The organism is Halorubrum rutilum, from assembly GCF_024494565.1.
This window is the reverse complement of record NZ_JANHDN010000005.1, coordinates 133440-146689: the sequence shown is the minus strand read 5'-3', so window position 1 is coordinate 146689 and position 13250 is coordinate 133440. Positions and strand designations below refer to the sequence as shown.

At 70.6% G+C, this 13250-nt stretch carries 16 protein-coding genes and 1 tRNA gene; 6 read left to right on the top strand and 11 right to left on the bottom strand.

Going from position 1 to position 13250, the window contains the following annotated elements:
- Window positions 1-52 precede the first annotated feature (52 nt).
- Window positions 53-313 carry a DUF8049 family protein gene (locus NO900_RS11795; RefSeq protein ID WP_256409421.1) on the top strand — a complete coding sequence of 87 codons (261 nt, stop codon included), beginning with the start codon at window positions 53-55 and terminating at the stop codon, window positions 311-313.
- A 26-nt stretch (window positions 314-339) separates the two neighbouring features.
- On the opposite strand, the gene NO900_RS11790 is transcribed toward NO900_RS11795, so the two are convergent.
- From NO900_RS11790 to NO900_RS11775, 4 genes are all read right to left on the bottom strand, one after another.
- Window positions 340-960 (bottom strand): RAD55 family ATPase, encoded by a 621-nt coding sequence (locus NO900_RS11790; protein ID WP_256409420.1) that lies wholly within the window; start codon window positions 958-960, stop codon window positions 340-342.
- A gap of 74 nt (window positions 961-1034) precedes the next feature.
- Window positions 1035-1703 carry a nucleotide-binding protein gene (locus NO900_RS11785; RefSeq protein ID WP_256409419.1) on the bottom strand — a complete coding sequence of 223 codons (669 nt, stop codon included), beginning with the start codon at window positions 1701-1703 and terminating at the stop codon, window positions 1035-1037.
- 63 nt (window positions 1704-1766) lie between these two features.
- Window positions 1767-2159 (bottom strand): YlbF/YmcA family competence regulator, encoded by a 393-nt coding sequence (locus NO900_RS11780; RefSeq protein WP_256409418.1) that lies wholly within the window; start codon window positions 2157-2159, stop codon window positions 1767-1769.
- A 91-nt stretch (window positions 2160-2250) separates the two neighbouring features.
- Entirely contained in the window at window positions 2251-2904 is a 654-nt protein-coding gene (locus NO900_RS11775; RefSeq protein ID WP_256409417.1) for an alpha/beta hydrolase, read from the bottom strand.
- Between the two features lie 132 nt (window positions 2905-3036).
- Here NO900_RS11775 and dph2 point away from each other — a divergent pair, with 132 nt between their 5' ends.
- Window positions 3037-4080: a diphthamide biosynthesis enzyme Dph2 gene (dph2, locus tag NO900_RS11770; protein WP_256409416.1), complete on the top strand. Its 1044-nt coding sequence runs from the start codon at window positions 3037-3039 to the stop codon at window positions 4078-4080.
- A 27-nt stretch (window positions 4081-4107) separates the two neighbouring features.
- Here the strand turns inward: dph2 and NO900_RS11765 are convergent, their stop codons facing one another.
- Window positions 4108-4551 (bottom strand): TIGR00725 family protein, encoded by a 444-nt coding sequence (locus tag NO900_RS11765; protein WP_256409415.1) that lies wholly within the window; start codon window positions 4549-4551, stop codon window positions 4108-4110.
- 94 nt (window positions 4552-4645) lie between these two features.
- Here NO900_RS11765 and NO900_RS11760 point away from each other — a divergent pair, with 94 nt between their 5' ends.
- The 3 genes from NO900_RS11760 (at window position 4646) to NO900_RS11750 (ending at window position 8056) form a co-directional block, all read left to right on the top strand.
- Window positions 4646-5302, top strand: a complete 657-nt coding sequence (locus NO900_RS11760; protein ID WP_256409414.1) for an HAD family hydrolase — start codon at window positions 4646-4648, stop codon at window positions 5300-5302.
- Window positions 5303-5423: 121 nt separating this feature from the next.
- Window positions 5424-7787 (top strand): ATP-dependent DNA helicase, encoded by a 2364-nt coding sequence (locus NO900_RS11755; protein ID WP_256409413.1) that lies wholly within the window; start codon window positions 5424-5426, stop codon window positions 7785-7787.
- 116 nt (window positions 7788-7903) lie between these two features.
- The gene (locus tag NO900_RS11750) at window positions 7904-8056 is read left to right on the top strand and encodes a hypothetical protein (protein WP_256409412.1); all 153 of its coding nucleotides are present in this window, start codon (window positions 7904-7906) and stop codon (window positions 8054-8056) included.
- A 41-nt stretch (window positions 8057-8097) separates the two neighbouring features.
- On the opposite strand, the gene NO900_RS11745 is transcribed toward NO900_RS11750, so the two are convergent.
- The 3 genes from NO900_RS11745 to NO900_RS11735 form a co-directional block, all read right to left on the bottom strand.
- The gene (locus NO900_RS11745; RefSeq protein ID WP_256409411.1) at window positions 8098-8709 is read right to left on the bottom strand and encodes a translation initiation factor IF-2 subunit beta; all 612 of its coding nucleotides are present in this window, start codon (window positions 8707-8709) and stop codon (window positions 8098-8100) included.
- Between the two features lie 248 nt (window positions 8710-8957).
- Window positions 8958-9032: transfer RNA gene (locus NO900_RS11740), tRNA-Met, on the bottom strand.
- A gap of 144 nt (window positions 9033-9176) precedes the next feature.
- Window positions 9177-9383 carry a hypothetical protein gene (locus NO900_RS11735; protein WP_256409410.1) on the bottom strand — a complete coding sequence of 69 codons (207 nt, stop codon included), beginning with the start codon at window positions 9381-9383 and terminating at the stop codon, window positions 9177-9179.
- 263 nt (window positions 9384-9646) lie between these two features.
- Between NO900_RS11735 and NO900_RS11730 the strand changes: the two genes are divergently transcribed.
- Complete coding sequence (locus NO900_RS11730; RefSeq protein ID WP_256409409.1) at window positions 9647-11263, top strand: long-chain-fatty-acid--CoA ligase; 1617 nt, start codon at window positions 9647-9649, stop codon at window positions 11261-11263.
- Between the two features lie 39 nt (window positions 11264-11302).
- Here the strand turns inward: NO900_RS11730 and ftsY are convergent, their stop codons facing one another.
- From ftsY to rpl18a, 3 genes are read right to left on the bottom strand one after another with little or no spacing between them, the layout of a single operon-like run.
- Entirely contained in the window at window positions 11303-12421 is a 1119-nt protein-coding gene (ftsY, locus tag NO900_RS11725) for a signal recognition particle-docking protein FtsY (protein WP_256409408.1), read from the bottom strand.
- Window positions 12422-12430: 9 nt separating this feature from the next.
- A complete protein-coding gene (gene pfdA / locus NO900_RS11720) occupies window positions 12431-12886 on the bottom strand; it encodes a prefoldin subunit alpha (protein ID WP_256409637.1) in 456 nt (151 codons plus the stop codon).
- Window positions 12886-13062 carry a 50S ribosomal protein L18Ae gene (gene rpl18a / locus NO900_RS11715; protein ID WP_256409407.1) on the bottom strand — a complete coding sequence of 59 codons (177 nt, stop codon included), beginning with the start codon at window positions 13060-13062 and terminating at the stop codon, window positions 12886-12888. The genes pfdA and rpl18a overlap by 1 nt, the downstream gene beginning before the upstream one ends.
- Window positions 13063-13250 lie beyond the last annotated feature (188 nt).

Sequence of the window (13250 nt, the reverse complement as noted above, 5' to 3'; positions counted from 1 at the left end):
GGGCGACGGAGCGGGACGCGGAGGGCGACTGAGATGACGGAGGGCGACTGAGATGGAGATCGAACGTGCGCGCGACGACCTCGTCGTCGCCGCGAGCGCCGGCGCGACGACGATAGCGGTCGCGCTGCTGTCCGGCGTCGCCGGCGTCGTCGAGGTGGGGACGCTGCCGACGCTCGCACCGCTCGCGGTGTACGCGGTCTACCTCCTCTCGCGGAAGGGCGGCCCGTACGGACCGCTCGACGAGCCGCGGAACTGGGCGGCCGCGGCGGCGCTCGTCGGCGTGGTCGTAGTCGTCGCAGTCGCCGTACTGTAGACGCGAAATTCGAGAGGACGACCGGCTCAGGCGATGTCCCGGCTCGTGTCGACCGACACCGAGTCGGTGAGCTTCAGCTTGAGCGGCTCCTCTAACGCCGCGCCGCCCCGGAACTTGGGCACGACGAGCCGGTTCGCGATCTCGGTTCCGGTCACGGTGGTGCGGAGGTCGAAGACGACGTCCGCGACCTGTTCGGTGACGACCCGGTTCCGGTCCGCCGCCGCGCCCTTGAGCGCGTGGAGCACCGCGAGCCCGCCGGCGTCGTCGACGCGCCGACGGAGCTCACCGAGGAACGCGCCGTACTCCTCGCGGTCGCCGGCCTCCAGCGGCCCGACGGAGTCGACGACGACCGTCTCCCCCTCGGCCAGCTCGGCGGTCGCGTCCAGCACCGCGGCGAACGGATCGTCGCCCGTGGCGTCTCGGACGACCGTCTCGCCCTCCTCGTCGTCGGCCGTGAGGCCGGCCTCCACCGCGTCGGCCGAGCGCACCGTCGTCAGGTATCGACACGCCCGGACCCGCGAGAACCGGTCCAGAATGAGCTCGGACTGGCTCGCCGCGTCGGCCTTCAGCGCGACGACGCTGCCGCTCGGGATCCCCCCGCCGAACTCCCTGTCCAGCACCGATATCCCCGTCGGGAGCGGCTCCATACGAACGCTGCCGTCTCCGGAGGTTTGGCTCTGTCGGTGGCCGTCAAACGGCGCGCCCGCGGCGGGATCGACGGTCACGCAACGCGCCATCGCTCCGCTCCGTACTCACCCGCGAGCCGCCTCGCGAGGTCGTCGTACGCCGATTCGACCGACGAGTCCGAGAGCGGTGCCGGCGCCGCGGACGGGACCCGGCCCATCACCGGACAGCCGAGCAGGTCGGCGACGGCGTCCGGGACGGACGGCGCGCGGACGGCGACGGCGCCCACCGGCGGACAGTCGAGCCGCCGCGCGACCGCGGCCGTCTTGGCGGCGTCGCGCAGGGCCGACCGCCGGAGCGGCGTCACGAGGAGCGACCGGTCGGCCGCGCGGAGCGGCGCCGCCGCGTCCGGCGACGCGCCCGCCGGGCAGTCGAGGAGCGTCGCGGCGTCGTCGGGGACCGCGTTCCGGAGCGCCTCGAACGCCGGAGCGGGGTCGACGGTCTCGGTGCCGTCGGGCGCGGCGATCACCGCGGGGGCCGAGCGGTCCGGCGAGACCCCGTCGCGGACCGCGTCGACGACGGTTCGGCGGTCGCGCTCACCGGCGGCGCCGTCGTCCGTCTCCGACGCCAGCCGGGCGAGGTTCGGGAGGTCCCAGTCGGCGTCGACCGCGACCGCGGGCGCGCCCCGCCTCGACAGCGCCCGCGCGAGCCCGAGGGTCGTGGTCGTCTTTCCGCTCCCGCCCTTGCCGCCGGCGACTGCGATCACGCGACGGACTGCGTCGCTATGGGTGAAAAGGAGAGGGGAGTCGACGGTCTGTCGGCGCGACCGTCAGTCCTGACAGCAGCCGCCGGCCTCGCCGCCGAAGTCGACCGCGAGCGGTTCCGAGATGGCCTCGTTGACCGATTCGAGGGTGTCGTTCAGCTCGTCCTGCGCGTCGAGGAACTCCCGCATGACGGGCATCGAGTGGAGCTCGTCCTGTGCCGCCTGCACCTTCTGGAGCCCCGAGTTCGTCGCCTGTCCCGTCTCTCGGGCCTGCATGAACTCGGCGCGCAGCTGCTCGAACTCGTCGATCTTCGCCTGAACCTCCTCGTCGCGCTGGACCGCTTCGCGCGCCTCCTCGAAGCGCTCGTACTCGGGGGTTCGGGCGATCCGCTCGCCGAGCTCGCGACCGAGGTCCTCGATGGAGGCCTGTTCGTCGGGGGTGGCCCGTTCGACGCTCATACCCGATCGTTGGCGCGGAGCGGTTTCAACCTGCCGAAGGGAGGCCTCTCGTGCCGCAAGCGCACGCCGCGGGCGGTCTGTGACCCCGCAGTCACGCCGCCTGCGCCTCGACGAAGGCGACGAGGTCGGCCAGTTCCTCCTGCCCGATGCCGTGGCCGCCCGGATAGCTGCCGCGGGCGACGTCGGCGCCCAGCTCCTCGAACCGGTCGGCGGCGGCGGCCGAGCGCGACTCCGGGATCACGCGGTCGCCGGCCCCGGCGCCGACGAAGACGGGCTTCCCCTCGATCCCGTCCGGGTCGGCGTCGGCGTGGGCGTCCGCGAGGTAGCCGTGGAGCGCGGCGACCCACGCGTACCGGTCCGGGTCCTCCAGGACGAGCGAGAGGCTCGTGATCGCGCCCTGGCTGAAGCCGAGCAGCCCGATCCGGTCGGGGTCGAGGGCGTACGCCTCCGTCGCGGCGTCGACGCTCTCGGCGACCAGATCGAGGCTGCGGCGGAAGTCGGCAGCGTCCGGCTGGCTCGATTCGAGGCCGCCCGCCGAGAGGTCGAGCTCGTACCACGTGTACCCGCCCTGAAGCGGGTCGGGCGCCCGGAGGCTGATCGCGTGGAGCTCGTCGGGGAGGTGTCGCGCGACGGGCAGCAGGTCCTCTTCGTCGGCGCCGCGGCCGTGAAGCACGAAGACGGCGGGCGCGTTCTCAGGGGCGTCGTCCGGCGCGACGTGGACGTGTTCCAGCGGAATGTCGCTCATTGTATCCCGGTTCGTCGGCTCGGGGGTTGTATCCGTCGGCCGCGGCAGGGTTCGACCGCACTCGATCCCGAACGATCACGAGGATGACCGCCGAGCGCGCCGTTTAACCGTCCCCCCGCGTAATTCGAGTCCATGAGCGGCTCCACGGAGGGCGACCTCACCAAGACGGGGATGGCCCTGAAACACGACCGCGAGTGGGACTACGAACTCGACCGGATCCTGGAGGCGATCGAGGAGCGCGACGCCTCCAAGGTCGGCCTCCAGTTCCCCGAGGGGCTCAAGCGCCGCGGTCCGAAGGTCGCCGACGACCTCCGCGAGGTCGCCCCCGACGACGTCACGTTCATGCTCTCCGGGCAGCCCTGCTACGGCGCCTGCGACCTCGACACCTACCTGATGCGCCGGACGGACGTGTTCGTCCACTTCGGCCACACGCCGATGAAGGAGTCCGACAGCATCGTCTACGTCCCGCTCTTCTCGAACGTCGACCCCTTCCCGATCATGGAGGACGCGCTGGACGAAGAGCTGGACGACCCCGAGGAGAACGCCGACGTGGGGCTCGTGACGACCGCCCAGCACATGAACCGGTTCGAGGAGATGACCGACTGGCTGGAGGAGCGCGGCTACGAGGTCCACACCCGCCGGGGCGACGACCGGCTCACGAAGGAGGGGCAGGTGCTCGGCTGCAACTACGCCTCCGCCGACATCCCCGCCGACCAGGTGCTGTACGTCGGCGGCGGAAAGTTCCACCCCGTCGGGCTCGCGATGGAGCACCCGGAGAAGCGCGTCGTCATCGCCGACCCCGTCAACAACGCGGTGTCCGTCGCCGAGCACGACCAGTTCCTCAAGCAGCGCTACGCCTCGGTCCACAAGGCGATGGGCGCCGAGAAGTGGGGCGTCATCTTCTGTACGAAGATCGGGCAGGGCCGCTGGGAGACGGCCCAGGAGATCGTCGACGACAACGAGGACGCCTACCTGATCACCATGGACGAGGTGACGCCGGACCGCCTCCGCAACTTCGACATGGACGCGTTCGTCAACACCGGCTGTCCCCGGATCACGACCGACGACGGGCCGCGGTTCCACAAGCCGATGCTGACCCCGGGCGAGTACGAGGCCGCCATCGGCGAGAAGCCCCTCGACTCGATCGAGTTCGACACGTTCCACGACACCTGGTAGCGCGGCCGAAGCCGACCGGTCCCGTTTCTACCGCACCGCGTCCTCGACGTAGTCGACCGCCTCGGCGGGCGATCCCACCGGTTCCACGCCGGCCACGTCGTGCGTGTCGAGTCCGGCGACCGCCCGACCGTGGGCGAGCGCCGTCCCAATCTCCGAGAGCGTGCCGTGCGAGCCGTCGACCGCGACCGCGGCGTCGCCGTTCATCGCGACGAGCGCGTTGCGGGCGTGGCCCATCCCGGTCGCGATCGGCACCGTGACGTGCGGGTTCGCGTCCGATCGTCGGTCGGTCGGCAGGATCCCGACGGTCTCTCCGCCGGCCTCGCGAGCGCCGCGACAGACCGCTTCCATCACGCCGCCGAGCCCGCCGCAGACGACCGCGTGGCCGCGGTTCGCGAGCCGTTCTCCCAGTTCCTCCGCGACCGCCGCCGTCTCGGGCGGGACCGAACTGCCGCCGATGACGCTGACGCGCATACCGCGGGACGGGCGGCGGACGTATATAAATGAACGGGGCGTCGCGACGGATCGGTGGTGAAACCCTTTTAAGTGCTGAGCAACTCCGGAACGTATGACGTACGATACCGTCGTGTTCGACAACGACGGTGTCCTCGTGGGCCGCACGCGCTTCGACGTGCTTCGGGACGCAACCCGGAGCGCGTTCGAGGAGTGCGGCGTCGAGGAGCCCGATCCGGACGACGTAGAGCGCATGACCATCGGTGCGACCCCCGGCAGCGTGGGGACCGTCTGTCAGACGTACGACCTCGATCCGGGGTCGTTCTGGCGGACCCGCGACGACGTGGTGTCGAAGGCCCAACAGCAGGAGGCGCGCGAGGGGCGCAAGACCCCGTACGACGACCTCGACGAGCTGGCCGACCTCGACGTGGAGATGGGGATCGTCTCCTCGAACCAGCAGGCGACGGTCGACTTCCTCGTGGAGCACTTCGACGGCTTCGAGCGGTTCGGCGCCGCCTACGGCCGCGAACCGACGATCCACTCGCTCCAGCTCCGCAAGCCGAACCCCCACTACATCGAGCAGGCGCTCGGCGACCTCGACGCGGGGAACGCCCTGTTCGTCGGCGACAACGAGTCCGACGTGCGCGCGGCCGAGAACGCCGGTATCGACTCCGCGTTCATCCGGCGACCTCACCGCCGCGACTGGGAGCTGAACGTGTGGCCGACGTGGGAGATCGACCGGCTCTCCGACCTGCACGACATCGTCGGGTAGGACGGTCGCGGCGAGGGGACGTCGGCCGTCGGCGGAGACCCGCCGCGGCCGCCCGCCGGTGACCCCCGCGGCCGTCCCGCTCTCTCAAGGTTTAACTCCGATGGGGAGCTACGCCGCCACAGTGACGAACCCCCCGCCGTGGGCCGACATCTTCGGCCACGCAGAGCCGTACCCGGAGCAGGCCGACGGGATCGACGCCGCCGTCGACGCCGCCGAGGACGGCGGCTTCCTCGCCCTGGAGGGCGCGTGCGGGACCGGCAAGACGATGCTCGCGCTCACCGCCGGGCTCGACCGCGTCCGCGACCCCGACTCCAACTTCGAGCGCGTCTTCGTCCTCACGAGCGTCAAACAGCAGCTGCGCCAGTTCGAGACGGACCTCGGGACGATCAACTCAGACCTCCCCGACGAGTACGACCCGGTCTCCGGGCTCACCCTCGTCGGCAAGGCGGACGTCTGCCCGTACGCGCGCGAGAACCGCGGCGGGATCGACCGCGAGAACGTCTACGAGCGCTGCGAGGGGCTCCGCGAGCGCACTCGGAACCTCGTCGGCGACGGCGGCGCGACGACGACTTCGAACCTCGTGAGCGAGGCGCGGAGCCAGCAGGTGGGACTGATGGACTCGGGAAGCGACACAGGCTCGCCCGGCGATGACGCCCCCGCCGCCGACTACCTCAGCGTCGACGGCGAGCCGACCCCCTACCGCCCCGACACGGAGGAGTACGAGGGGACCGAGTTCTGCCCGTTCTACGCCGGCTTCCTCGACGACCTCCCGGAGGACGGCGACCCGGCGGAGGCGGTCCCGTTCGACGTGACCGACCTCGGCCACGTCGACAGCGACGAGCTGGTCCGGCTCGCCGCCGGCCACGGCTCCTGTCCGCACTCGGTCATGGGCGCGCTCGTCCCCGAGGTCGAGGTCGTCATCGGCAACTACTACCACGCGTTCGATCCGGTGACGACCGGGACGTTCACCGGCGCGCTGCTCGACGACTCGACGTTCGTCGTCTGCGACGAGGCGCACATGCTCGAACCGCGCGTCCGCGACCTCGTGAGCGACGCGGTCGCCGACGCCAGCCTCCGCGACGCCGAGAACGAGCTCACCCGCGTCGTCCAGCCGCTCTCCTTCGAGACGGCCGGCGCGGAGTCGGACGACGCGGCGCTCGTCCGGGGCGAGCTCGAAGACGCCGACGTGACCGTCGACGAGATCGAGTCGGTCCGCGAGTTCTACGCCGACCTCCGCGGCGAGCTCGACCGCCGGGTGACGGAGCGGCTCGACCGCGAGCGGCCCGACTGGCGGGCGTCGATGCGCGAGCTCGACGACGACGAGGTCCCCCTCCGCGACCCCGAGGAGCCGGACGAGGACGAGGTCACGGCGTGGGCGAAACGTGAGGGGTACGGCGACCGCGTCTGGGCGCGCGCGCAGCAGGTCGGCGCGGTCGTCAAGCGGGTGCTCGACTCGCTGGAGGAGGACGACAAGCGGCGTGCGGCGCCGGGCGTCGGGCGCACGCTCAACGCCTGGTACCGCGAGGACCACGAGGAGTTCTTCCGGGCCATCGACCTGGAGCGGACGTGGGACGAGACGGAACCGCCGGACTCGTGGCGCCGCGCGTACAACGCAAGCCTCGCGCTGTACAACTGCCTCCCGAGCGAGCCGATCGGCGACCGGCTCGCGGAGTTCGGCGGCGGCGTCCTCATGAGCGCGACGCTGGAGCCGATGGACGTGTTCCGCGAGGTGACCGGGCTCGACCACCTCGAAGCGCGGGGCCGGCCGGTCGTCGAGCGGACGTACGGCCTCTCGTTCCCCGAATCGAACCGCGCGAGCTTCGCGGTCGACGCGCCGAAGTTCACGCATCAGAACCGCGGTCCGCCCGGCGAGGAGAACGACACGCGCCTCGCGTACCTCGACGCGACGGCGACGGTGGCCGCCCGCGAGGGCAACGTCCTCGTCGGCACGCCGAGCTACGCGGAGGCGACGTGGATGGCCGAGTCGCTCGCGGAGCGCCTCGACAAGCCCGTGCTGCTCGACGAGTCCTCCGGCGACCGCGCCACGGAGTCGCTGAAGGACGACTTCTTCGCGGGCGAGGGGAAGGTGCTCGTGACGAGCCTCCGGGGCACGCTCACGGAGGGCGTCGACTACCGCGGGGACCGCCTGTCGGCCGCCGTGGTCTGTGGCGTCCCCATCATCAACACGGCGCGGCCGCGGACCCGGGCGGTCGTCACCGCCTACGACCGCCGGTTCGAGTCCGGGTTCGAGACCGCGCTCACGGTGCCGGCGGTGCGGAAGGCCCGTCAGGCCGTCGGTCGCGTCATCCGCGGCCCGGAGGAGCGCGGGGTGCGCGTCCTGCTCGACGCGCGGTACGCCCGGGAGTCGTGGAACAGCGTCCGGGAGTACCTCCCGGCACACGAGCGCGAGGAGTACCAGCCCGTGAGCCCGGACATGCTCGGGCTCGCGCTCGACCGGTTCGAACGCCGGGCCGGCGGCGACTGACCTCGGACGGCACCGGTCGCGCCCGGCGACGAGCGTCTCGATACCGCCGGATAACGTCCCGTTTAACCGCGGGTACGGTGCGTGTAACTACGTCGGAGGGGGGCGTGGCAACGTCCATGCGATCCACACCGAACGAAGCGAAGTACCACGTCGTCTGCCGGGAGTGTCCGGTCGAACGCCTGTTCGGAACCGGCAGCGACGCGACCGCGCTGGAGCGAACGCACGCCGAAGCGACCGGACACCGGGTCGCCGTCGGTCGCGTGGAGTAGCTCGCGCCGTGACCGCGCGCGGGCCGCGTCGACCCGGTCGCTCAGTCCTCTCGGCGGGCGAACGCGAGGCTCCCCGAGACGTTCTTGATGTACGCCGTGACGGTCTCGCCCTCCTGCGCGCCGGGGACGAAGACGGTGTACTCGCCGACCTCGGCGACGCCGTCGCCCTTGCGACCGGTGCCGACGATCTCGAGCTCGTAGGTCTTCCCGGACTCGATGGCCTCCTCCTGCCGCTGGGTGTTCGAGGTGTTCTGCTTCGCGACCGGGCGGAACGCCCCGCAGGCCTCACACCGGAGCATCGGGGTGCGGTTCTCGGTCTCCAACCGCGTGTCGGGGAGGCCGCACTCCGAGCAGGTGACGAACGACTCGATGTACGAGTCGACCGCGGCCTGGAAGTCGCGCTCGCGGAAGTTCCCGCTGTAGCGGGCGCGGCCCGACTCGTACTGGCCGGCGGTCCCGAGCTCCTGCTGGATCTTCGAGTGGACGTGCTCGGGCTCGCGGCTCAGGGCGTCCGCGATCGCCGAGAGGTTCGTCAGTCTGGTGAACGCGCCGTCCTTCTGCGTCTCCGGGTCGGGCACCGACAGCCGCTCGTCGGAGCCGCCGAGGTCCGGTACCTCCTCCATCGCGCGGTCGAGGCTCGATTCGTAATCCATACGCGAGGGAACGACAGCGCGACGGAAATCGCTTCCGGGTTCGAGAGCGACGGGTCGAAAGGGGAGTCGGCGCGAGACGAGACCGCCGCTACGAACGTGGCGGTCGGCCGGAAGTAGCGGGAGGTAGATTTGAACCGCGATCGCTCCGCACCGCTCCGTTCCCTGGTTCAAATCCCTTCCGGGGCTATCTCGTCGACGACGCCGCTCGCGCCTCGCAGCGCTCGGCGTTCGCGGTCGTCGACAGAAGATAGCGGGAGGTAGATTTGAACTACCGATCTCCGGGTTATGAGCCCGGCGGAATCTCCTGGCTATCCCATCCCGCTATCGTATCAAAACCCGTTGCGACTGTTAAGGGTTCTGATCCCGTCGCCCGTATGCGATTCGGCCGCGCGCGATTTATATACCGAGGGCGGCGGAATCACCCGAATTCGGCGGGGTCTCAGGTCCCGACGGCGACGGCGTTCGCGTCAGTCGGCGGCGTATCGCCCGCGGATCCGGATCGCGGCGAGCGCACCGAGGGCGAACGCGAGGGGGAGCGCGGCGTCGGCGGGGTTGCCCGACAGCGCGCGACCGGCGGTCAGTCCCGCCATCAGGGCGAACAGCAGCGCCATCAGTCCCGCGATGGGAACCACGTACCCCTCGGCGATCATCGGCCGGCCGGATCCGTCGGTCATACCTTTCCCGTGGGGCGGGCGCCGTGTAAACCCCCGTTCCCGAGGCGAGGTGCCGAGCCCCGCGCCTCGAACGCGGGTCCTCACGCTCCGACGCCGGTCCCCACGCTCCGACGCCGGTCCCCACGCTCCGAATACGGGCCTCTACACCCCGGATCACCGAGGTGGAGATCGCCGGAGCCGAACGAGGGAAGTCACGGCGCCGTCCCCTGGCTTGCTTGCGTCGGCCGCAAACGCTTTTATCAATCATAAATAGTGATAAACTGATGCGAAAACCGCTACTGACGACCGACTTCCTGGACCGGGCCCGCCGGCACTACGCGGACGAGGAGGCCGTCCTGGCGACTGACGGGACGCGGTACACGTACGCCGAACTCGGCGAGCGCGCGGACCGGTTCTCGGCCGCCCTGCAGGCGCGGGGGATCGAGAAGGGCGACCGTGTCGCGGTGTTGGACCCGAACACCCACTACCACCTCGAAGCGGCCTACGGCGCGATGCAGGTCGGTGCGGTCCACGCGCCGCTGAATTACCGGCTCACGCCAGACGACTTCGCGTACATGCTCTCCGACGCCGGCGTCGACGCGATCTACGCCGACGCCGAGTACGCCGACCGGATCGAGGCGGTCCGCGACGAGGTGCCGACGGAGACGTTCCTCACGAACGACGCGGACGCGGTCGCGGGCGACTGGGAGTCGTTCGACGCGGCGCTCGACGCCGCCGACCCCGACGCCTACGAGCGCCCGGAGATGGACGAGGACGATGTGATCACGATCAACTACACCTCCGGGACCACCGGCGACCCGAAGGGCGTCTGCCGCACCCACCGCGCCGAGACGCTCCACGCCTACCTCATCGCGATCCACCAGGAGATCACCGACGACGACGTCTACCTCTGGACGCTCCCGATGTTCCACGTCAACGGCTGGGGGCACATCTACGCGATCACGGGGCTGGGCGCCCGACACGTCTGCACCCGCGGCGTCGACGTCGCGGAGACGTTCGACCGGATCCGCGAGGAGGACGTCTCCTACTTCTGTGCGGCCCCGACCGTCCTCAACATGCTCGGCGACCACCACGCCGAGCACGGCGGCGCGACGACCGGCGACAGCGACGTGCGGGTCGCCACCGCGGGCGCGGCGCCGCCGGAGGCGACGATCCGGACCGTCGAGGAGGAGTTCGGCTGGGAGCTCAAACATGTGTACGGCGCGACCGAGACGGGTCCCCTGATCACCACCTCGGACGCGAAGCGGCACTTTGAGGCGGACTCGCCGGACCGCTTCGCGGTGAAGAAGACGCAGGGGATCGGCTACCTCGGCACCGACGTGCGCGTCGTCGACGAGGACGGCGAGGACGTGCCCGCCGACGGCGAGACGATCGGCGAGATTGTCGTCCGCGGGAACCAGGTGATGGACCGCTACTGGAACAAGCCCGAGGCCACCGAGGCGGCATTCTCGGAGCGGCTGGAGGGCTACTACCACATGGGCGACCTCGCCGTCGTCGACGAGGACGGCTTCGTCTCGATCCAGGACCGCAAGAAGGACATCATCATCTCCGGGGGCGAGAACATCTCCTCGATCGAACTGGAGGACACCCTCTTCGAGCACGACGCCGTCTCCGACACCGCCGTCATCCCGGCGCCCGACGAGCGCTGGGGGGAGACGCCGAAGGCGTTCGTCGTCCCGGCGAGCGGCGACCCGGACGATCCGGGCGCGACGGCCGAGGAGCTGAAGGCGTTCGTCCGCGAGCGCGTCGCCGACTACAAGACCCCCGGCGAGGTGGAGTTCGTCGCCGAGCTTCCCACGACGGCGACGGGGAAGATCCAGAAGTACGAGCTGCGCGAGCGCGAGTGGGACGAGGAGGAGCGGATGGTCGGCGAAGGGTAGCGCGAGGAAGCGGCGGAGCGAGGGCGGTGACCGCCCGCCTCACTCCTCGTCGAGCAGGCTCTCGACGAGCGCCTCGGGCTCGAACAGGGTGAGGTCGTCGTACCCCTGTCCGGTCCCGAGGAAGAGGATCGGCTTCCCGGTGACGTACGCCACCGAGATGGCGGCGCCGCCGGAGGAGTCGGCGTCGGCCTTCGTCAGGACCGCGCCGTCGATCTCGGCGGCGTCGTTGAACTCCTTCGCGCGGTTCACGGCGTCCTGGCCCGCGACCGCCTCGTCGACGAACAGCGTCATGTCCGGGTCGACGACGCGGTCGATCTTCTCCAGTTGCGCCATCAGGTCGTCGCTCGTGTGGAGCCGGCCGGCCGTGTCGCCGAGCACGACGTCGACGTCGTTGGCCGCGGCGTACTCGACGCCGTCGTAGATGACGGCCGCGGGGTCGCCGCCCTGGTCGTGGGAGATCAGCTCCCGGTCGAGCCGGTCGGCGTGCTCCGCGATCTGCTCGTTGGCGCCCGCCCGGTAGGTGTCGCCGTTCGCCAGCACCGACGAGTAGCCGCGGTCGGCGAGCCACTCGGAGAGCTTCGCGATGCTCGTCGTCTTCCCGACGCCGTTGACGCCGGTGAAGACGATGGTGACGGGCTTGTCGGCCTCGGCGATCCGCTCCTCGAAGTCGAACTGGCCGACGGCGATCACGTCGAGCAGGGCGTCGTGGAGCGCCGACTCGACCAGCTCGCCGGTCGTCTCGACCTGCTTGCGCGACTCGCCGAGCATCTTCTCGCGGACGGTGTCGAGGATCTGTTCCGCGACGCTCATCTCCACGTCGCTCTCCAAGAGGGCCATCTCCAGGTTCCACAGCGGCTCCTCTAAGTCCTCCTCCTCGATGATGATCCGGCCGGTGGCGAACGCCTTCGCGCGCTGGAAGGCGCTCGGCTCGTCGTCGGCGGCGTCGCTCGCGGGCTCCGCCTCGGCGTCCGCGGGCGCCTCGGCCGCGACCACCTCCGCGTCACCGCTCGCGGCGGCGTCGTCGCCGGCGGCCGGGTCGCCGCTCGTCGGGTCGCCGTTCGCGGGCTCGTCGCCCTCTGCGGGCTCCTCCTCGACGTCCGCGCTCTCCTCGACGTCCTCCCGGAACCCCGAGAGCTTGTCCTTCAGTCCGTCGAACACGGTCAGTCGTTACTCCCCGTCGTCCTGGCCCTGTCCCATCTGCTGCATCTGCTGCTGCTGCATCTGCTGTTGCATCTGCTGGGCCTGCTGTTCGAGCTCCTCGCTCTCGTCTTCGAGCTCGTCGACCTCCGCCTGCGTCTCCTCGATGCGGTCGTCGAGCGCCTCCTGCTTGCGCCGGAGCACGTCGATCGCGTCCTCCTCGCTCTGCTCGGCGGAGTAGTTGCCGCCGAGCGAGACGATGATCTCGTCGATATCCTGGACCTCGGCGCGGACGTAGGCGCCGCCGCCGAGCGGGACCTGCACCGTCGACCCCGAGTCGAGGGTCTCGATCGCCTCGACCGCGTCGTCGATGTCGGACTGCTCCTCGCGGAACTCCGCGATCTCCGCTTCGAGCGCCTCGATCTCCTCGTCGAGCGCCTGCAGCTCCTGCGAGAGCTGCTGGAGCTGCTGTTGCCCGCCGCCCATCATGCCGCGGACACCTCCTCGATCTCGATCTGGGTGCGCTTCCGGTTGTGCTGGCTCCCGACCGTGGTGTAGATGCGCTCGCGGGCGAGGTCCTCGTTCTCGGCCTCGACCTCCTTCGTGAACGGCTGGTAGTCGCCTCGGCTCTGGAACCGTCCACTCACCGTGTAGGTACTCATGTTCACCGATCCGGCAGGGACAGGGAAGTATCTTCCTAAAAAGCGAGGAACGGAGACGCGGGCCGGATCCGCCTCGCTCGGAGGTTACGGCGCGAATTCGGGGAGAATAGGCGAACGGCACCGGGGCACGCGGACGGCGAAACGGCGGTCCGAGCGGTCGCGCCGCGGTCGGCGGGGCGGAATCCGGA